Origin of the sequence: Suilimivivens sp., assembly GCF_037359455.1 — a bacterium.
Taxonomy (GTDB): domain Bacteria; phylum Bacillota; class Clostridia; order Lachnospirales; family Lachnospiraceae; genus Suilimivivens; species Suilimivivens aceti.
The window spans coordinates 16,320-36,531 of sequence record NZ_JAXXXI010000019.1; the positions used below are offsets into that span (position 1 = coordinate 16,320).

Annotated in this window: 20 protein-coding genes and 1 tRNA gene; 9 read left to right on the plus strand and 12 right to left on the minus strand. The window is 45.4% G+C overall.

What is annotated here, in order from left to right:
* Window positions 1-136 precede the first annotated feature (136 nt).
* A tRNA-Lys gene (locus tag WJQ40_RS02645) sits at window positions 137-209 on the minus strand.
* A gap of 120 nt (window positions 210-329) precedes the next feature.
* Between WJQ40_RS02645 and WJQ40_RS02650 the strand changes: the two genes are divergently transcribed.
* Genes WJQ40_RS02650 through hydE form a run of 3 tightly spaced genes read left to right on the plus strand, consistent with a single transcriptional unit; the run spans window position 330 to window position 3,048 of the window.
* Complete coding sequence (locus WJQ40_RS02650; protein ID WP_337537792.1) at window positions 330-1,127, plus strand: TatD family hydrolase; 798 nt, start codon at window positions 330-332, stop codon at window positions 1,125-1,127.
* A gap of 13 nt (window positions 1,128-1,140) precedes the next feature.
* On the plus strand, window positions 1,141-2,010 hold the full coding sequence (gene rsmA, locus WJQ40_RS02655; RefSeq protein ID WP_337403034.1) for a 16S rRNA (adenine(1518)-N(6)/adenine(1519)-N(6))-dimethyltransferase RsmA: 870 nt from the start codon (window positions 1,141-1,143) through the stop codon (window positions 2,008-2,010).
* 6 nt (window positions 2,011-2,016) lie between these two features.
* Entirely contained in the window at window positions 2,017-3,048 is a 1,032-nt protein-coding gene (gene hydE / locus WJQ40_RS02660; RefSeq protein WP_337537793.1) for a [FeFe] hydrogenase H-cluster radical SAM maturase HydE, read from the plus strand.
* Here hydE and WJQ40_RS02665 read toward each other — a convergent pair.
* A complete protein-coding gene (locus tag WJQ40_RS02665; RefSeq protein WP_337537794.1) occupies window positions 3,012-3,923 on the minus strand; it encodes an AraC family transcriptional regulator in 912 nt (303 codons plus the stop codon). The genes hydE and WJQ40_RS02665 overlap by 37 nt on opposite strands.
* A gap of 134 nt (window positions 3,924-4,057) precedes the next feature.
* On the opposite strand from WJQ40_RS02665, the gene WJQ40_RS02670 reads away from it, so the two are divergent.
* A complete protein-coding gene (locus WJQ40_RS02670) occupies window positions 4,058-4,990 on the plus strand; it encodes a 1,4-beta-xylanase (protein WP_337537809.1) in 933 nt (310 codons plus the stop codon).
* Between the two features lies 1 nt (window position 4,991).
* Window positions 4,992-6,794, plus strand: a complete 1,803-nt coding sequence (locus tag WJQ40_RS02675) for an ABC transporter ATP-binding protein (protein WP_337537795.1) — start codon at window positions 4,992-4,994, stop codon at window positions 6,792-6,794.
* A gap of 31 nt (window positions 6,795-6,825) precedes the next feature.
* On the opposite strand, the gene WJQ40_RS02680 is transcribed toward WJQ40_RS02675, so the two are convergent.
* The 5 genes from WJQ40_RS02680 to WJQ40_RS02700 all read right to left on the minus strand — a co-directional run bounded on the left by WJQ40_RS02680 (window position 6,826) and on the right by WJQ40_RS02700 (window position 11,752).
* Window positions 6,826-7,692 carry a putative manganese transporter gene (locus tag WJQ40_RS02680; protein ID WP_337537796.1) on the minus strand — a complete coding sequence of 289 codons (867 nt, stop codon included), beginning with the start codon at window positions 7,690-7,692 and terminating at the stop codon, window positions 6,826-6,828.
* Window positions 7,693-7,715: 23 nt separating this feature from the next.
* Window positions 7,716-8,279: a zinc-ribbon domain-containing protein gene (locus WJQ40_RS02685; protein ID WP_337537797.1), complete on the minus strand. Its 564-nt coding sequence runs from the start codon at window positions 8,277-8,279 to the stop codon at window positions 7,716-7,718.
* Window positions 8,280-8,382: 103 nt separating this feature from the next.
* Window positions 8,383-9,549: an amidohydrolase gene (locus WJQ40_RS02690; protein ID WP_337537798.1), complete on the minus strand. Its 1,167-nt coding sequence runs from the start codon at window positions 9,547-9,549 to the stop codon at window positions 8,383-8,385.
* 32 nt (window positions 9,550-9,581) lie between these two features.
* Window positions 9,582-10,922, minus strand: a complete 1,341-nt coding sequence (locus tag WJQ40_RS02695; protein ID WP_262574231.1) for an NCS2 family permease — start codon at window positions 10,920-10,922, stop codon at window positions 9,582-9,584.
* A gap of 56 nt (window positions 10,923-10,978) precedes the next feature.
* Window positions 10,979-11,752 carry a TatD family hydrolase gene (locus tag WJQ40_RS02700; protein WP_337537799.1) on the minus strand — a complete coding sequence of 258 codons (774 nt, stop codon included), beginning with the start codon at window positions 11,750-11,752 and terminating at the stop codon, window positions 10,979-10,981.
* 157 nt (window positions 11,753-11,909) lie between these two features.
* On the opposite strand from WJQ40_RS02700, the gene WJQ40_RS02705 reads away from it, so the two are divergent.
* Window positions 11,910-12,503 (plus strand): alpha/beta hydrolase, encoded by a 594-nt coding sequence (locus tag WJQ40_RS02705; protein ID WP_337537800.1) that lies wholly within the window; start codon window positions 11,910-11,912, stop codon window positions 12,501-12,503.
* On the plus strand, window positions 12,500-12,907 hold the full coding sequence (locus WJQ40_RS02710; protein ID WP_337537801.1) for an SseB family protein: 408 nt from the start codon (window positions 12,500-12,502) through the stop codon (window positions 12,905-12,907). The genes WJQ40_RS02705 and WJQ40_RS02710 overlap by 4 nt, the downstream gene beginning before the upstream one ends.
* Before the next feature lie 44 nt (window positions 12,908-12,951).
* On the opposite strand, the gene WJQ40_RS02715 is transcribed toward WJQ40_RS02710, so the two are convergent.
* On the minus strand, window positions 12,952-13,845 hold the full coding sequence (locus WJQ40_RS02715) for an AraC family transcriptional regulator (RefSeq protein ID WP_337537802.1): 894 nt from the start codon (window positions 13,843-13,845) through the stop codon (window positions 12,952-12,954).
* Between the two features lie 144 nt (window positions 13,846-13,989).
* On the opposite strand from WJQ40_RS02715, the gene WJQ40_RS02720 reads away from it, so the two are divergent.
* The gene (locus WJQ40_RS02720; RefSeq protein WP_337537803.1) at window positions 13,990-15,180 is read left to right on the plus strand and encodes an MFS transporter; all 1,191 of its coding nucleotides are present in this window, start codon (window positions 13,990-13,992) and stop codon (window positions 15,178-15,180) included.
* 197 nt (window positions 15,181-15,377) lie between these two features.
* On the opposite strand, the gene WJQ40_RS02725 is transcribed toward WJQ40_RS02720, so the two are convergent.
* A complete protein-coding gene (locus WJQ40_RS02725; RefSeq protein ID WP_337537804.1) occupies window positions 15,378-15,671 on the minus strand; it encodes a zinc-ribbon domain-containing protein in 294 nt (97 codons plus the stop codon).
* A 34-nt stretch (window positions 15,672-15,705) separates the two neighbouring features.
* Window positions 15,706-16,020 (minus strand): NPCBM/NEW2 domain-containing protein, encoded by a 315-nt coding sequence (locus WJQ40_RS02730; RefSeq protein ID WP_337537805.1) that lies wholly within the window; start codon window positions 16,018-16,020, stop codon window positions 15,706-15,708.
* A gap of 339 nt (window positions 16,021-16,359) precedes the next feature.
* On the opposite strand from WJQ40_RS02730, the gene WJQ40_RS02735 reads away from it, so the two are divergent.
* Window positions 16,360-16,650 carry a hypothetical protein gene (locus WJQ40_RS02735; RefSeq protein WP_337537806.1) on the plus strand — a complete coding sequence of 97 codons (291 nt, stop codon included), beginning with the start codon at window positions 16,360-16,362 and terminating at the stop codon, window positions 16,648-16,650.
* A 30-nt stretch (window positions 16,651-16,680) separates the two neighbouring features.
* Here WJQ40_RS02735 and gtfA read toward each other — a convergent pair whose 3' ends face one another.
* Complete coding sequence (gtfA, locus tag WJQ40_RS02740; protein ID WP_337537807.1) at window positions 16,681-18,159, minus strand: sucrose phosphorylase; 1,479 nt, start codon at window positions 18,157-18,159, stop codon at window positions 16,681-16,683.
* Window positions 18,149-20,212, minus strand: a 2,064-nt coding sequence (locus WJQ40_RS02745) for an alpha-galactosidase (RefSeq protein ID WP_337537808.1), incomplete at its 5' end; no start/stop codon positions are given. The genes gtfA and WJQ40_RS02745, both read right to left, overlap by 11 nt.

The window sequence follows — 20,212 nt, forward strand, 5'->3', positions numbered from 1 at the left end:
CATGCTCTCAGATTTATGGACAAAATAACCCGATTTTCATTTTTTAAGTGTACCATAGCATGCCCTTTCTGTCAAAGGACACAAAAAAAAGCACCATCCCCAAGGCTCATATGTCCTCAAAAACGGTACTTGTAAGTGCACCGCCAGGGGCTCGAACCCTGGACACCCTGATTAAGAGTCAGGTGCTCTACCAACTGAGCTAGCGGTGCGTTTCCCTTGCAAAATCTTGTGTATCATTTGCAACGCAAGTGTTATTATAGTATAATGCTTTTTGAATTGCAAGTATTTTTTCAAAAATTTTTAAAAAAATTGAAAATGGAGTTTTTCTTATGATTTTTGATACCCATGCACATTATGATGATGAGGCTTTTCGGGAGGACAGGGACAGTCTTCTCATGAGCCTTAAGGACAATGACATCGGCGCTGTGATCAACGTTGCTGCCGATATGGAAAGCGTAGAGACTACCCTTGCCCTGTCACAGAAGTACTCTTTTGTCTATGCAGCCCTTGGCGTCCATCCTTCCGGCACTGCTGCCCTTACAGAAGAAAACATGCAGCACATCCTGACTCTTGCCACCGAGCACTCCGTGAAAAGGGGTGGTAAAGTAGTGGCTATCGGTGAGATCGGTCTTGATTATTATTATGAAGGGAATGGGGATCCGGAACGTACCATTCAAAAGAAATGGTTTGAGCGCCAGCTCTTTCTGGCAAAAGAAGCCGCCCTTCCTGTTATCATCCATTCCAGAGACGCTGCCAGAGATACTTATGATATCATGAAATCCGCTGATGCCGGAAATATTGGCGGTGTTGTCCACTGCTACTCCTATTCTCTGGAAATGGCAAAAAATTTCCTTTCCCTCGGCTTTTCTTTTGGAATCGGCGGTGTACTTACCTTTAAAAATGCCAGAAAGCTCTTTGATGTGGTAGAATATCTTCCGATGGATAAAATCCTTCTGGAAACAGACTGTCCTTATCTTGCCCCTGTGCCAAACAGAGGAAAAAGGAACAGTTCCCTGAATCTTCCTTATGTGATAAAAGCAATCAGTGAGATCAAGAAACTTCCAGAAGAACAGATCACAGCAGCCACAGAGCAGAATGCCAGAAAGCTCTTTGGCATAAAAGAGTAAGGAGGATACCCATATGCCAACTCTCGGAAATCCGGCAGGAACGCTGGAAATACTGAAAAAATATAACTTTAACTTCCAGAAACGCTTCGGGCAGAACTTTCTGATCGATGGAAATATCCTGAATAAGATCATTTCCTCCGCAGGGATCACCAGGGATGATTTTGTGCTTGAAATCGGTCCCGGCATCGGAACCATGACCCAGTATCTGGCTGAAAGTGCCAGAGAAGTGGTATCTGTAGAAATTGACAGGGCACTGATCCCCATTCTTGCAGACACCCTTTCTCCCTATAATAATGTCACTATTATCAACGAAGATATCCTGAAGGTGGACATTGCCGCTCTTGCCAGAGAAAGAAACAACAGCAGACCGATCAAGGTCGTTGCCAACCTTCCCTACTATATTACAACCCCTATCATTATGGGACTTTTTGAAAGCCATGTCCCTTTAAAAAGCATTACTATCATGGTACAGAAGGAAGTGGCACAGCGCATGCAGGTTGGTCCCGGCACGAAAGATTACGGTGCCCTGTCCCTGGCTGTCCAGTATTATGCAAAGCCGGAAATCGTAGCTACCGTTTCTCCGGAATGCTTTATCCCAAAGCCAAATGTCGGCAGTGCCGTGATCCGGCTCACCTGCCATGATAAGCCTCCCGTGACCGTTCCTGATGAGAGATTTCTGTTTGACGTGATCCGTGCCTCCTTCCAGCAGCGCAGGAAAACACTGACTAACAGCCTTTCTCATGCAGGTCTTCCCGGTATTACCAGGGAGGCTGTAGAGCAGGCTCTCCTGGAAATGGAGCTTTCTCCCTCCATCCGGGGAGAAGCCCTTTCACTGGAGGAATTTGCCGCCCTCAGCAGTATTCTTTATACAAACAGGAAATAAATAAAGATGTCATTGATCGAAGAAATCAGAACCAGACAAAATATTACAAAGGATCAGCTTGTCCACCTTCTTACTACAGAAGATGAAGCACTTCTGACCCGTTTAAAAACAACCGCCAGGGCAGTCGCAGACTCCGTTTACGGAAACCAGATCTTTATCCGCGGACTGATCGAATTTACCAATTATTGCAAAAATGACTGCTATTACTGCGGCATCCGGAGAAGCAACACGCGCTCTGACCGCTACCGCCTCACAGAGGATCAGATCCTCTCCTGCTGCCAGAATGGCTACGAGCTTGGCTTCCGTACCTTTGTCCTGCAGGGCGGAGAAGATCCATGGTATAGCGATGATAAGATCTGTGCGGTCGTATCCCGGATCCGTTCCTCCTACCCGGACTGTGCGGTCACACTTTCTATTGGTGAAAAGTCAGAGGAAAGCTACCAGCGCTTCTTTGACGCCGGCGCTGACCGGTATCTGCTCCGGCATGAAACTGCCGATGAAACGCATTACAGAAAGCTCCATCCTGAGGAAATGTCTCTTTCCCACAGAAAAAACTGTCTCAGAACACTGAAAAGAATCGGCTACCAGACCGGATGTGGCTTTATGGTAGGATCTCCTTTCCAGACCATGGACAGTCTTTATGAGGATCTTATGTTTATTCTGGAATTACAGCCGGAAATGACAGGCATCGGTCCCTTCATTCCCCATAAGGATACCCCATTTGCAGACTGCCCCGCCGGCACACTCGACAGAACGCTGCGGCTTCTGTCCATTATAAGGCTCCTGCACCCCCATGTGCTGCTGCCTGCCACCACTGCCCTTGGCACCATTCATCCTCTGGGAAGGGAAATGGGCATACAGGCCGGTGCCAATGTGGTCATGCCAAATCTTTCCCCCACAGATGTACGGGGCAAATATCTTCTCTATGATAACAAGATCTGCACCGGTGATGAAGCTGCTGAATGCCGCTGCTGTATGCAGCGGCGCATGGAAGGCATTGGCTATGAGATCGTCACAGACAGAGGAGATTTCCGCTGATATCCCTTTTCGTGCTGCTGCTTGTACTGCTTCGGTGTCATCCCCTTCCACTTCCGAAAGGTCTTGATCAGGTGGCTGCTATCTGAAAACCCGGTCTCCTGGCTGATATAGCTTAAGTCAAAATCTGTGAACAGCAGCATATCTGCCGCCTTACTGATCCGGATCAGCTCAATATACTCCTTGCAGGAACGTCCATAATATTGCTTGAAATTTTTAGCAAAATAAGAATAGCTCATATTGCACCGGTCTGCCAGTTCTTCCACCCGGATAGGCTCACCGGCATGTGCATCTATGTAAGTCGTGATATCCCGGAAGGAATTGATCTCCCTTGGCTGTCCGGCCAGTTTATCCGTATCAAAACCATTTTCTCTCCAGATACGGATCAGTCCTACCATCAGATCACAGATCCTGTCATGGACAATGATCCCATAACCATAATCTCTTTTCTCAAGTTCTTCCCTGCATCGTTCAAAAACAGAGGCCACTGGCAGATGCCGGAGCTGACTTTCCTGAAAAAAAACATTTGCATGCTCATCCTTGCTCGCACTGCGCAGGATCATGGGAAGACTCGGCGCATAGCTTTTCTCTGTATACAGCCTGTTAGTATCAAATTTCAGCACCTCATATTTCAGTGGTCCATTGGTAACTGCATAGATCCCATGCACCGCCTCCGGATGAAAAATGATCAGATCCCCCGGCTCCAGAATATAATTGCAGCCATCACACTCTATCAGCGCCGTTCCCTCTTTCATATAGATCAGCTCCATAAAATAGTGCCAGTGGGATCGTATGGGAAATGCCATCTGTGAGGTATCATATAAAAATGCCTCATAAGGTGAATCCAGTGTATCATGATATTCAAATAAATACTGCATTTCTTTGCTCTTTTCCAAAATAGATTTATACAATTTTCACATGACTATATTATACCGGACGGACAAGGAAAGTGCTATATTTTTTATTGTTTCAGAAAGTATAATTTTGTAAAAAGGAGTCCGATATGGAACTGATGCAGATGATCAAGGGCATTACCTTTGCCCCCTTTTCCCGCAGAGGAAAGCTGGATACCAAAGCCGCAAGAGCAAGTCTTCGCAATCTGAAAAAGCTGACAGGTGCCAACCTGATCATTCTTGTTCCAAACGGACTTCAGGAAACCCCTCAGTCAGAAACCATTGCTCGTGAAACGCAGGCCAATGCCACTGATGAAGAGTTTCTTTCTATCATTGAATATGCTCACAGCCTTGGTCTTTCAGTAGCCTTAAAGCCCACTGTCAACTGCATGAACGGAACCTGGCGGGCCCACATCAGCTTTTTCGACAAGGATGTCCCCTGTGAACCTAAGTGGAGTAACTGGTTTGCCTCCTACACCGCATTTCAGCTTCATTATGCAGCCCTTGCTGAAAAAAGTGGCTGCGAAATGTTTATCGCAGGCTGCGAGATGGTCATGAGTGAGCACCGGGATGCTGAGTGGCGGAAGCTGATATCTGATATCAAAGAGGTCTATCACGGACCGGTTTCTTATAATACAGACAAATATCAGGAAGATAATGTTACCTGGTGGGACTGCGTGGATGTGATCTCTTCAAGCGGCTATTACCCTGTAAATGACTGGGAAAATCAGCTTGACCGGATTGAAAGGGTCGTAAAAAAATTTAACAAGCCCTTTTTCTTCGCAGAGTGCGGCTGCATGTCTACCAAAGGCTCCTTTCTCGTTCCCAACGACTGGTGCATCCGTGGGGAGGCTGCTCCTGACGAACAGGCTTCGTGGTACAAGGTCATGTTTGAGGCCTGCAAAAAGCGCCCCTTTGTCAGAGGCTTCTGTATATGGGACTGGGCTGCAAAGCAATATCCTCTATCAGGAGCTGCAGCCAATACCGGCTATGAAATTTACGGAAAGCCTGCTTTGGAAGTCGTACATCACTATTATAAGGAAATGAACTGACATGATTGACTTTACAAGACCAGAGGATATCGACCTGGATGCTTCTGAAAAAGCACTTTTGGAGACCTTTAAAAGAAACGAAGGCAACAGCCTGAAAATACTTCTCAGCATTTATAAGGGATATTACGGAAAGCTGTTTCTTTCCATTGTATTTTTTGCCATCAAGCATTCGCCTGTCTGGGTTCTTCCCATTGTAACGGCAAATATCATCAATATAGCAACAGAAAGACCTGACAACGCAGGTATGAAAATCCTGGTTAATGCGCTGTTCATGTCTTTCTTTATGATACAGAACATTTTTACTAATTATCTGCATACCTGGCTATATGCCAAAACTGTCAGGAGCGTAGAACAGGAGCTGAGAAGCTCTCTGGTCAGGAAGCTGCAGCAGCTTTCCATTTCCTACCATAATGAAATGCAGTCCGGCCGTCTTCAGTCCAAGATCATGCGTGACGTGGAGCAGATCGAAACCCTGTCCTCGCAGATCTTTATCAGTGTACTCAGCATTCTGCTTAATATTATTGTGGCCTTTGGCGTTGTCATCTTTAAAAGCCTGACGGTCTTCCTGTTCTTCCTGGCTACGATCCCGGTTGCTGTCCTTCTGATGGTTTCCTTCAAAAGCAGGATCAAGCAGTACAACTCCGATTTCCGTAAGGAAATGGAGGAAACCTCTGTCAGGGTCATGGAAATGGTGGAGCTGATCCCGGTTACCAGAGCCCACGCCCTGGAAAAGCAGGAAACCTCCAAGATCGACCATCAGCTCAGTAATGTAGCACAGAAAGGGCTGAAGCTGGACATGATCCAGACCTACTTTTCTTCAATAAGCTGGGTTGCATTCCAGCTGTTCCAGGTACTGTGCCTTGCGTTTACCGGTTATCTTGCTTCCAGGGGAAGTATTTCCGTCGGTGAAGTAGTTATGTACCAGACCTACTTTTCCTCTATTGTCAATCAGGTATCCGGTATCATTACATTGCTTCCCATTATTTCCAAGGGACTCGAGTCCGTCAATTCTGTCGGTGATATCCTGCTCTGTCATGACGTGGAGGATAACCGAAATAAACAGAAGATCCAGGAGCTTACCGGTGACATCACCTTTGACCATGTTGCCTTCCAGTATCACGATGCCGAATCACCTGTCCTTAAGGATGTCAGCTTCCATATCAGACCCGGTGAGACAGTTGCCTTCGTAGGTGGCTCCGGTGCCGGAAAGACCACGATCCTGAATCTTGTTATCGGCTTTATCAAAACTACAGAAGGCCGGATCCTGATTGACGGTATGGATCTGAATACCTTAAACCTCCAAAGCTACCGTTCCCATATTGCTGTCGTACCACAGCAGTCGATCCTGTTCTCCGGGACGATCCGGGATAACATCACCTATGGTATGAACCATATTTCTGATGAGCTGATGGACCAGGTGATTAAGGCAGCCAACCTGGAGGAGCTGATCGCTTCTCTTCCAGAAGGACTGGATACTCAGATCACAGAGCATGGCAACAGCCTTTCAGGCGGTCAGAGACAGCGGATCTCCATCGCCAGAGCCTTTGTACGGAATCCCAGGATCCTGATCCTGGACGAAGCCACCTCTGCACTTGATACGATCTCTGAAAAAAAGATCCAGGAGGCAATCCACAATCTGGTGCAGAACCGCACGACTCTGATCGTAGCACACAGACTATCGACAATCCGTGATGCTGACCGGATCGCTGTTGTAGGAAACGGTGGTATTAAAGAATTTGGAACCTATGAAGAATTAATGGCTCTGAAGGGCGAATTTTACCGCCTGAAGAACTTACAGATTTGATTTTGCTTACTTCTTAAATCTGCAGCCGGTCTTAAAAGATAAGACCGGCTGTTTCTATCAGAATTCCTGATACTACTCCAATGATATAGAGCAGCAACGCAATTCTCAGATTCTCTTTAACATTTTCATTAACACGGAACAACACAAGAAGCCCTACCCCGGCTCCTGCCAGGAGTCCTGCCATCATGGCACCACCATTTATCATTCCTTCCAGATACAACTGTGTCAGTACCACCGATGCCGCACAGTTTGGGATCAGTCCCACAAGACCTGCGATCACAGGGCCAAGCACCGGTCTGCTGCTGAGCAGCGTTGAAAGATTGTCCTCCCCGATATAACTGATCAGCAGATTCAGGATAAAAGAAACAACCACGATGAAAAACAGGATCTGCAGCGTATGGGAAATGGCTGCCTTCCAGATATTTCCCTGCCCGCAATGACAGTGCTGGTGATCGCACATCTCATCAATCTTCAGGTGCTCCGTTTCTCCCGTTTCCTTATGCTTCTTCTGTAGTACAAGATCGATCACAAAGCCGGCTGCCATACCGATCAAAACCTTAATAGACAGGATCTTAAGTATCGTTCCGATAGCTACCTGATTGGAAATAAATACCGGAAGCATTTCATCTGATGTGGAAAGAAAAATAGATATAAGGGTTCCCAGCGTAATGATCCTTCCTGCATACAGATTAGACGCCGCAGCGGAAAATCCGCATTGCGGCACCATACCAAGAACGCTTCCGATCAGAGGTCCAAAGCCGCCTGCCTTTTCTACCAGCTCCTCCGCCTTATCTCCTGCCTTGTGTTCAATATATTCCATAGCCAGATAGGTCAGGAACAGAAAGGGCAGGAGCTTTAACGCATCTACAAGTGTATCTTCAATAACATCTAATAACATAAAAACTCCTTACTCACAGACTCCTATTTCAGCAGTCTGTATTTACCAATGACCGGCAGCTCCTTGGCCCTGCCATTTGCTGCATTTACAATACCAATGATCATCAATACAAAGAAAGCAATGCTGACTGCGCTGAGAATCGTTCCGATAAACGCAAGTCTCCAGCTGATCACATACAGGATCGCATTCACAATACGGAGCGCGATATTGTATGCTGCAGAAGCAATCAGAAGCAGCAGTCCCTGATTTGCATGATATCTGGCAAATTTGGAATCCTTTGCCCCCAGGATCGGTACCAGCACCAGAATCCCGATATAGGAAAGCACTGCCATAACCTTGTTCTGTTGTATATCTGCCGGGTCAAACTGATCCGTGGTATCCTCGGTATCATTCAGATCCTGGATCGTTTCCTCAAAATTTTTCTTTTCGTTTGTGGATCCACTGGTCTGTGTACCTGATGTACGTGTACTGTCTGCTCCGGCTGTACCATTTTTTCCTGCAGTATTTCCTTCTACTGCAGATCCACAGTTGGGACAGAACTTCACTCCTTCTTCCAGTTTTGCTCCGCAATTCTGACAAAAAGCCATACCTGCTTCCTCCTTTTTACACCTGTCTGTTTCCCAAAAACAGGTTCGCTCCCAAGTATATCACAGATACACCTGAGAGCGCAAATTTTTACTATTAAAACCTTTATGCCCGAAGACGGTCAAATATCATTACCAGCAGATAGGAAAGTCCATAGCGCAGCCCTTCCTCGTCCATCCGGTAGTTAGGATTGTGATGCGGAAATGTGGTGTGCTTCTCTTCATCTGCTGTTCCGATCTCTACAAAGCAGGCCGGACAGTTCTTCTGCAGGGCAGAGAAATCTTCGCCCGGCATAATGGGATTGATGTGCAGAATCGATTCTTCACCCCACAGCTTCTTCAGCTGCTGCTCAACATTTTCGGTCAGTTCCTTATCATTGATCACGCTGGAATAGCCTCTTTCAAACTTAAATTCATAAGAAGCTCCCGCTGATTTCGTGATGCCACTGACGATCTCTTCGATCATGACTTCCATTTTCCCACGCATCTCTTCGGAAAAGGTTCTGGTAGAACCGGTCAGTGTCATTTCACCGGGTATGATATTGTAAGCATCTCCGGCATTTACCTGGCATACTGACAGCACTGCCGGCTCAAAAGCTGCCACCCTGCGGGAAAGAATGGACTGCAGTGCCACAATGATCTCCGCTCCTGTCACGATCGGATCAATGCTCTGCTCCGGCATGGAGGAATGACCCCCCTTACCAATCACACGGATATCAAAACGGTCTGTCGCTGAGGTCAGAGCCCCTGCCCGGACGCCATAAGTCCCTGTCGGGAAATTGGAAGACAGATGCAGTCCATACAGCTCGTCTACACCCTCCATAACGCCTGCCTCATACAGCTCCTGTGCGCCTCCCGGCGGCACTTCCTCTGCATGCTGGAAGATACATACGATACTGCCATGCAGCTCGTCCTTATGCTGTTCAAAAATCCTGGCTGCCGCAAGCAGCATGGCCGCATGACCATCATGTCCGCAGGCATGCATAACACCATCATTGACAGAGCAGAATTCCAACTCATTTTTTTCCTGGATCGGAAGGGCATCAATATCAGCACGGATAGCAACCGTCTTTCCCGGATATACTCCGTGGATAACAGCCACAACACCAGTTTTCACAGGTCTTCTGATGTCCTCTATCCCTGCCGCTTCCAGTTCCCTGCAGAGAAATTCTGTCGTCTGATATTCCTCAAATGACAGTTCGGGATGTTTATGAAGATGACGCCTGTCAGAGATCATCTGCGGCATGACATCATCTACGATCTTTTTTATCATAGACACTTCCATTTTCTGTTTCTGTCCTTTTCCTAGAAAATATAATACAGGCTCATCAATGCTGTCATGACCCATACAGGAAGTGACGGAATGTACTTCTTGTCACGCTCAAACAGGGCACGGAAAATATTGATAAACATATATACGAACATACCAATCACAATACCGCCTACATAATCTGACATATATACGGTGGTCAGCCACATAGCTGCAACTGGCAGGAACTCAATCGGCTCGAAGTCCAGATCCTTTACAGTCTCCAACATGGAAATACCAACGACTACCAGTGCTGCACCGGTTGCTGCGCCGGGAATCATCAGGAACAGAGGGCTTACGAAACAGCAAAGCAGGAACAGGAAAGAGGTTGCTACATTGCTCAGACCTGTACGGCTTCCTGATTCAATACCAGATGCTGACTCTGCAAAACAGCTTACCGTGGAAATACCGAAAATAGAACCAACCAGTGTAGAGCAGGAGTCTACCAGAAATACACGGCCAAATGCAGGGAAGTTTCCATCCTCATCCAGCAGGTTTGCCTTACCGGCAAGCGCAAATCCGGAACCCATGGTTCCAAAGAAGTCGTTGATCAGAAGCATCATGATCAACGGTACGAAGCTCAGCTTCAGTGCGCCGAAAATATCTACCTGGAATGCTACATCTTTAATGGCACTGAATCCACCAATAGTGAAAATAGATTCCGGAAGAACAGTAACACCCATGGGAATTCCGATAATAGTGGTCAGGATGATACCGATCAGAAGTGCACCACGGATCTTGTACTCACGTCCATTGATATTGAACTTTACATAAGTAAGCACAAAGCAGATTGCGATACCGATCACACCAAGGATCGTGCTCTTTGCATGATAATCGCCATAAGTAAGTCCTGATTCTGTTGCTGCGTAAAGACCGCAGGAATTCATACCTACACGGGCGATCAGGAAACCTACAGAAGCTGCCAGACCGATCTTGAGGTTCTTTGGCAGACATCTTGCGAAAAGCTCTCTTAAGTTAAATAAGGAAACCAGAATAAATACAATACCTGAAATAGCTACAATACCAAATGCCTGTGCATAGGTAGCAGTACCATCTGCAACCCATCCTGCGATCAGTCCGGGAATGACAAGTACCGGTGCAAGGCAGATCGGGGTATTGGAATACAATCCCATAGCCAGACAGGCTGCTGCTGTTACAAGTGCGGTACAGATCAGTACACCCGTCAGATTAATTCCGGGAATCGCTGACATTGACCAGGTCATATATGCGAGGATATATGCCATTGTTGCAAAGGTTGTTGCGCCACCGATCAGCTCAGTACTGATAGATGAACCACGCTCTGTGATTTTGAAAAAATCATCCAGTTTTTTCTTCATGTTTTTGTCCTCTCTCATTTTGTCTATCTCACAAATCTCCTTGTTTTATCCCGAGATCAGCAAGCAATGTGATAAAGTCTGGCTGCATTTTCCCTTGCGGTATCCACAACCTCCTGAGGAGTCATGTCTCCTCTGATCTCTGAAATGGTTTCTGCCACTTTGGCGATCATATCCGGTGTCGCCGGCATCTCCATTCCATAGTTTGGTAAAAATGGTGCATCCGTTTCCAGGAGGATCAGTTCCTTCGGGCACTCTCTGGCAAGCTGCACAAGACAGTCACTTCCAGGGTAAGTGATCTGGGGACCAAATCCCATATAGATTCCCATTTTGATAAATTCTCTTGCATATTCAATCGGTGAAAAGATACGATGGATTGCTCCTCTGATATGATAATCCTTCAGAATACGCAGTGTGTCTTCATCTGCCTCACGGTTGTGGATCACAACCGGCAGATCCAGCTCTTCTGCCAGAACAAGCTGTTCTCTGAAACATTTCTCCTGAATGGCCGGATCCGGATGCTCTTCATATCCGTAGTCCATTCCGATCTCGCCAATGGCTACTACCTTCCTGCGCTCCGCGTACCCCCGCAGTGTCTCAATATAATCTTCAGGAAGATTCGCTGTCTCATTAGGGTAAATACCAACAGATGCATATACCATGTCATATTTCTCTGCCATCTCGCAGGAACGGAGACTTGAAGGAAGCTCTGAGCCTGAGTTCATGATCACCACAACACCTGCTGCCTGCTGCTCTTCCAGCACCTGATCCAGTCTGTCTGCAAAGCAGGGATCGTCCATATGACAGTGAGTATCAATGATTCCTTTTAACATAATTTCCTCCATGATCGGATAATCATTCTCTAATTCCTTATTTATCATAGCAAAATTGTAGGTACTTTCAACACTTATTTAATTATGGTAATATAATAGAAAATACATTGTCCAAAATCAGAATAGAACATAAAGAATCAGATGGGAGACTTCAAATATGAAACTGGCTGTTTACTTCCCCGGTGTCGGCTACCACTGCGATAAACCTCTTCTCTATTATGCCAGAAAAGTTGCTGCTGCCTGCGGCTTTGATCAGCATATTACCTTATCATATACAACACAGATCCGGGATCTCCTCGGAAATCCTGCTAATATGAAAGCTGCTTTTCTGGAGCTGTATGAGCAGGCGGAGAGTGCACTTGACAAGACATCAGTTTTCTCACAGCAGTCAGGCGTGGCTTCCTGCTGTGACGAAATCCTCTTTATCTCAAAGAGTGTTGGTACTGCCATCGCTGCCCGTTATGCCAGTGAACACAGCCTCCCCTGCCGGCATATCCTGTATACGCCGCTTGCAGAGACCTTTGCTTTTCATCCCCGGAATGGAATCGCCTTTACAGGAACTGCCGATCCCTGGGTTAATACCGCAGTGATCCGGCAGCAATGCCAGGAACATCAGATACCGTTTTTTCTCTATGAAAATGCAAACCACTCACTGGAAACCGGTGATGTGTTCCGGAATCTGGACATCATGAAAGAAGTTATGCAGAAAACAGAAAAATTTATTAGAAAAGGAATTGGAAATCACTTATGACAAACCAGGATGAACGTTTAAAAGGAAATGAAAAAATAGAAACTGCTATTGCTGCTCTTCAGCAGGAGCCCAACGATGAGCTGCTGGCACACACGCTGACTGTCATCAGACGGCGAATGAAGGAACAGGGGCAGTTTATCCTGGCAGTTGAACCTGCCGCTGCCGGAACCCAGATCAATATACAGGCTGTAAAAGCCCCGGACGGCACCACCTGGTGGGCCGCCTTCACCAGCTTTGACGAGGAATTAAAAGGAAGTGGAAGTGTCATGTCCACCTTTCTCACAGATATCCAACAGTTGTTTGAAGCAGCCCTGAAAACAGAAGAAATCAAAGGAGTTATCCTGAATCCCTGGAACCGCACCCTGATGCTGGATAAGGGCCTGATTAGGATTATCATTGGCTGAAAATCGGATATTTTCACAAACGCAGATACTTTTTGATGGACAATTCATTTCTTTGCCCTTCTGTACTCTGAAGGGGTTAAGGAATACACCTGCTTAAATGATCTGCAGAAATAATCTTTATTACTGAAGCCCGTATCTATTGAAATAGCACTTACCTTCTTTTCTGTATTACTAAGAAGTAATGCTGCTTCCTTTAGCCTGTAGCATATCAGATAATTGACCGGAGATGTATTCAGCACATTCCGAAATAAATTCAGGGCAGTACTGGTACTCACATTACCAGCTTTAGCAATATCTGAAAGGGAAATTCTTTCCGTGTAATTCAGGTGAATGAACTGCATCATCATTTGTAATCGTGCAAGTGATGATGAATTCATACTTTGAATTTTCGGGCAGCAGACAACATTTGACGTTATGTGTTCCCATATCTTTTGTATCTGAACAGATATCTGAAGTTCATTTATTTCACATCTGCTGAGCTGTATAAGCCTTTGCATCTCAGACAGTATTTCTTCCTGCCACTCCTGTGAAGAAGAAAAAATATAATAATCCAGAGATGCGTTCAAAAAGGGTAACACAAATTTCTGATAGATCAGGCTTTCTGTCGGAGCAATCAGAGATGGAAGAAAGAGAAAATTAGGAATTGCAGCGTTGTTTTCGGAATGCATTTTATGAAGAACCCTGGAATTGATAAAAATTCCCTGTCCCTTAGACAAATCAAAATTCTTTTCCCCTATATGAAAGTGAACCATACCAGCTTCGATATATACAAATTCAAATTCAGCATGCCAATGCCAGTCAATACAGTTAAAATCAAAATCGCTCATATTTTCATCATAAAATCTGAATGGGAAAAGATGAGTTCCATGTATAGCAGTTTCCATCAATGTATCATCAGTTTTTATGCTTACAAGCTTTTTCTTTTCTATCTGTGACATGACAGCCTCCACACAACCCGTTTTATGATATTCTACAGTATATTGACGAAATAATACAGTGAAAAAGAAGTGAAAATATTATATAGTACTATTTAATGGTGCTGAATAGATAAATACACCAAAGAGCTACGAGGAGAAAAATCGATGAAGAATTATAAAAAGACAAAATTAGCGTGTTATTTAGGATTTATCACACAGGCAGTTGCTGCAAATTTTGCACCTTTACTATTTCTGAAATTTCATACAGATTACAACATTTCACTTGGAAACATTGCCCTGATATCAACCTTCTTTTTCTTTACCCAGCTTTTGGTAGATTTATTCTGTGCCAGGTATGTAGACAGAATTGGATACAGAGTATGTATTGTTGCTTCTGAAGTATGTTCGGCTGCAGGACTCATTGGTCTGGCAATTTTACCGGAAATACTCCCTTCTCCATTTATCGGTATTATTATAAGCGTAATCTTATATGCAATCGGAAGCGGTCTGATCGAGGTTTTAGGAAGTCCCATTGTGGAGGCATGTCCATTTGAGAACAAGGCGGCTACTATGAGTCTTCTACATTCCTTTTACTGCTGGGGAGCAGTTGGAACCATACTTGTTTCGACAGTTTTCTTTCTGCTGTTTGGAATTGACAGTTGGAAATGGCTTGCTGTTATTTTTGCGCTGATCCCTGCTGTTAATATTTACAATTTTGCAACCTGCCCGATTGAATCCTTAGTAGAGGAAGGGCAGGGAATGGGCATCAGGAATTTATTTTCAAAACCCATGTTCCTGATTGCCATTGTGATGATGGTCTGCTCCGGAGCATCCGAGCTTGCCATGGCACAATGGGCATCTGCATACGCAGAATCAGCACTCGGCCTCTCAAAGACAGTTGGAGATCTTGCCGGGCCTTGTATGTTTGCTGTGACAATGGGAATTTCGCGAGTGCTGTTTGGAAAAGCCTGTGACAAAATGAACCTGGACAGATTTATGATTGGTTCCGGTATCTTATGCTTTATCTGTTATGTATTAGCATCTTTTTCGGAAAATCCGATGATCGGACTTGCAGGATGTATTGTATGTGGGTTTTCTGTAGGAATCATGTGGCCGGGAACAATCAGCATCTCTTCAAAGGCATTTCCAACAGGTGGAACTGCAATGTTTGCACTTTTAGCAATGGCAGGTGATCTTGGCGGAAGCATAGGTCCTGCTATTGTAGGAAAGGTTGCAGACATATTTGGAGGCAGTATTCATGTGGGCATGCGCGTTGGGCTCCTGTTCCCAGTCATATTATGTATTATGTTAATTTTATTCAATATTCTGAATCACAACGCGGATAAGCAGAAATAAATGCCCACTTTTTAATTTTTGAGATGTTTATAATGTATTCACAGCCAGATAGCAGCTACTGCCATTATGATGGATAATTCAAGTAATTAAAACGGACTACGTCCGACCGCTCAGCTACGCAAAACTAACCATTGAGATGCGCCATTTGCAGTAATCAGTTTATCCGCTCTCCTGTTATATCAACTATCTCACCATTCTCAACATGATAAACTGGATTCTACTGAACCAAGTATTTCACCAATTGTCCCTATAATCTTCACAAGTTTATCCTGTTTACATTCCAGGCTTACTATCCGTTCCTCCAAATCCTTGATCTGCTTGAAAAGCAGAATATTTGTTTCTTCTAACTTGTTCTTCTCTTCTATAGAATTCTTCACATTCTGTTCGCCTGAATTTGTCCTCTCTATTTCCCTGATTTCTTCACCACATTCTCCACAAAACAACGCATCTGCTTTTAACTTACTTCCACATTTGGGGCAAAACATAAACATCAAAGTTCTCCTCTCAATTACTTGAATTCATTTATTATTCAATGTCTTCTTTGTTCTTACTGAATGTTGGATTTAAAAGGCCTACCTCAAATCGTTTACTTCCACCACAGTTAAATGCCCGTCCTTTCATAACAATCGTAATTTTCTGCACATTTGTTATAGGCGCATGTATCTGCACTGGTTCTACTCCACCTCTCGTTTTCTCAGAAGTATAAATCAATACATCATCACTATATACTTCAATATACGCATCGTAATTGTCAGTAATATAATCCTTTGATTCTTCGCTTGTTACCAACACAGCATCAAAATTGTCATACTTGCCGAACCGAACTACGTGAACATACAAATAAGTCAGTATCCGAACTGCATCTCAATGATGATGCAGTCCAAATACTGACTGATGAAAAATATAATCCACGGTTATTATCAGAATTACTCTCTCATGAAAACTTCCACAAATTCATGACTGACCTGGAAATCTATATTGATGGTTTTAATGATAAAGGCATTCAGATAGCAAATGCTTTTCTTGATGTGATGAGATTAAACTGAACGAACTCGGTGCCGACTCCACCGATGCTTTTGCAAAAATATTTGATACTTCTCACATAGAGACAGAACAGTATTACCTAAACATCCTGTTGGAAGACTTAAAACCAATCGTCTCTGACCTAAGAAATACCCAATGAAAGACAGCAACACAGCCAGTGATATTGACTATCAAAGTATGGTCAAAAATATCATTGATGATTTTACTTCTCCAACTCAGATTTCTATAGAGAATACTCCCGAAGCCTCTAATGATGCTTATATTAACGGACTACTCCTTTTATTCTGCAAAAATTTGGAAATGAAAATTACCCAGCTTTCTGTCGAAGAAAAACAGACCTTAAAAGAAACATTTTCAAAACAAGCCACCGAGCATTATCCCTATGTGGCTTGTTTCATCTGTGATTATTTCCATTATAAAGTTTAGGTTTCATGTACAATCGACAGCCCAACTTAACTATCTGCTTTCTACTATTGTATATGTTCCTGATTCAAAATTTACATATAATGTTGCAAATGCACTATTATATTCCCAGCGGATTTCCAGAGACCTCTCCCCTCCGGAGATTGCTACCTCTGCGCCTTCCGAAAATGCCTTATGGGTATTTCGCATGCGGATTAACGCAAGCTGTTTTTGAACCACATCTTTTTTCAACCCTTCCGTGATCTGATCAGTGGAAAGATTTGTCCGGTTGATTTCCTTATGTCCGGATTCTCCCGCGCGCCGTACCGCTTCATGGTCATTTTTTCCGGCAAACAAATCCAGATACCAGACCTGCGGTTTGCCCGGCATAAACATCTGTATAGCACGCGCCAGAAGCATTTTTTCGTCCGACGCACCCAATGCACTGTAATATGTGGCATTTACCTGATAATACAGATTCTTTTGGCCATGTAAATTTTTGACCATGCCTCCGCGGGATACGATCCGTTCAATTAGCGACTGGATTTCCTCTTCCGGAAGCAGCCCCTTTAAGTCCAGAAGCGGGATGCCATCGTGACAGCCGAGCATGTTGACCGTGGAGATCTTCTTTTCCACAATCTCCTTCGCCCATGCCGCAAGGTACGTTCCCCGCCGGTTCTCGATCGCATCAATGACCAGTCCCGGCAGGAAAAAGTCATAGGTTGCATAGCCTTTTTCTGCAAGTGTCTCATATATTTTTTCATCATACGCTGCGTGGATCTCCGGCAAAAGCGTAAGTCCCAAAGGTTCTGCCAGCGCATGGATCTTCTGTAAAAGTTCCCACGTTTCCGGATCATTGAGAAAGTTTTTCTTTCCCGGTGTCTTCGGCGCATAGGCAAAGGCATCCAGCCGCACAATCGCCGCGCCGTAAGAGGCTATTTTTTCCAGTGTTTCACGATAAAACTCCCACACTTTTGGTGACTGGATGTTTACATCCATCTGTCCGAGATACTGTCTGCCATGCACTTCCTGATAAAAGGTATTCCAGTACGGCACTTTTTTTCCATCCGGAAATTCCACCATCAGGATCGGCAGCCCGGGTTTGCGAAAAAACATCTGCTTCAGGCAGCTTTCATCCGGCTGTATATAGCCTTCCTCCGTCATGGTTCCATGCCCTTCCCAGAAATGGTTCCAATCGATGAAGAAATCGCGGTACGCAGAAGCCTCCCCTTTTTCCACAAGATCCCGAAACTGCGGGGACTGTGCAGAAGCATGGTTTAAAATAAAATCGAGTTTCAGATCGATTCCCATATTCTTTAACTGGTCAAGGTCTTCCCGGTCGGCAAGCTGCTCATTCAGGTCATAGTCGATCACGGAAAATCCCCGGTCGAGATCGGAATGGTACAGGCTCGGCAGAATGTAAAAAGAAGAAAATACATCCTGCAAAGCCTCCGTTTTCAGCAATGTTACGATATCCCCAAGATTTCCTCCAAGGCTGTCGGGATATGCATTGAGCATCGGTTTATGGTTCATAAACTCTTCCGTCCTTTCCCACGATTAATCCTGCATTTTTGCGCTGCACTTCAAGTTTTTCCTGTTCCAGTTCTACCACGCGGCAGATAAACGGGCTTGCGGCATTCTCATCGCGGTTTCTGCGGATGCGCCGCTCCTTGGTCTCCTCCGGGGAACTTTCCAGAAAGACGGGCAGATCCACACCATGTAAATCGTCACTGCCTCCGTGTGTCCACTCCAGAAGTAATACGGATATTCCGGAAAAATCGGTTTCTTCCGATGATATCTCGCCATCTTCCCGTCCCATATGCCGCAATGTGATCGAATCTTTTCCCTCATGAAATGCCGCAAGCACTTCATTGATCCGGTCGAAGTCAATCTCTTTCTTTGTCCCGAGATATCCACGCAGTCCGTCTTCCCCTGCCTCTTTATACACACGCATCCGTTCTTCATCGTTGCGTTTTGGAATCCGGTGTGGATAATCATCGCCAGAGAGCAGATAACATTCGGTTCCGTCATTTAAAAAATACTGCTGCAATGCCGTTGCAAGCGTTGTTTTTCCGGAACCAGAGCCACCGTAAATGCTGATGACCACCCGGTTTTCGGCATTCCCGTCACACCATTTCTGCACTTTTTCATATAATCTTCCCGCCTCTTTCAGTTCGGTAAAGGCAAACTGATACGCCTCATATTCCCCGGTAAACGGCGAAAGCGGAATTCCCGCATGCATCAGTGCCGCACCGGAATACTGTCTGCCGCTTTGTTCTTCCAGATACACAGCATCCGGTTTTAACCCACGCAGGCGGACATAAACGGTCGCCTGATTTGCCTCAGCCATAAGACGCACCACACTTACCAGTGCATGATCCTGTTCCTCTGATACCGACATCCATGCCGCAATTTCATCTGTAAACGGATCAGACAGCCGCCAGTAGGTTCCCTCGTTAATGAGCGTTTCGTACTTCTTATACGTTTTGATCTGCTCCCGGATCTGCTGCTTTTCCTCATCGGATAAAAGCGCTGGGTTTAATTCGTAACCGAAGGTTCCCGCCATCGCCGTCACCCCGCGGGTGTGGAAACTTGTCACCCGTCCGGTCTGGTGGTTCGGCACCGCCGAAACGTGCGCCCCCATCGCGGAAATCGGATAGAAAAACGAAGTTCCGTACTGGATTCTTGTGCGGTTGATCGCATCGGTATTGTCACTGCACCAGATCTGTGGGGAATAATAAAGTATTCCCGCGTCAAATCTACCGCCGCCACCGCTGCATCCCTCAAGCAGAAGATCCGGATACCGGCTGCACAGGCGCTCCATAAAATCATAGACACCAAGCACATAATCATAGGAAAGATTTCCGGCATAGACATCTGCCATGCTGCGGTTCATATCCCACTTGACATAGTCAATTTTTCCCTGATCGAGCACGGCACAGATCTGCTCAAAGACACAGTCACGCACTTCTTTTCTGGAAAAATCAAGCAGTAACTGGTTTCTCGAGCGCACCGGCTTTTTCCCCTGAATCCGGATTGCCCAGTCCGGATGCGCCCGGTAAAGGTCACTGTCTTCATTGATCATCTCCGGCTCAATCCAGATGCCAAATTTCACACCCTGCTGATGCACACGGGTAATAAGCTCTGCCAGACTGCCTCCCAGTTTCGTTTCATTGACCTGCCAGTCCCCCAGGGAAGAATTGTCGTCATTTCTTTTTCCGAACCAGCCGTCATCCATCACTACCATATCAATTCCAAGGGAAGCGGCTTCTTTTGCCAGATCCACGATCGTATCTCCCGTAAAATCGAAATAGGCTGCCTCCCAGCTGTTGATCAGTACTGGGCGCTGCATATGGACATATTTGCTGCGGCACACATGGTTGCGGATGCAGTTATGATACTGCTGCGACAATGCCGACAATCCCTCTGCCGAATAAGATAAAATAACTTCCGGCACCGTAAAGGTTTCTCCCGACGCAAGCGGATAGGAAAACAGTTCTTCATTTAATCCAAGAAGCAGGCGCGTCTGGTTGAACTGGTCTTTTTCCGCCTCACAGGAGAAATTGCCGCTGTATACAAACAGCAT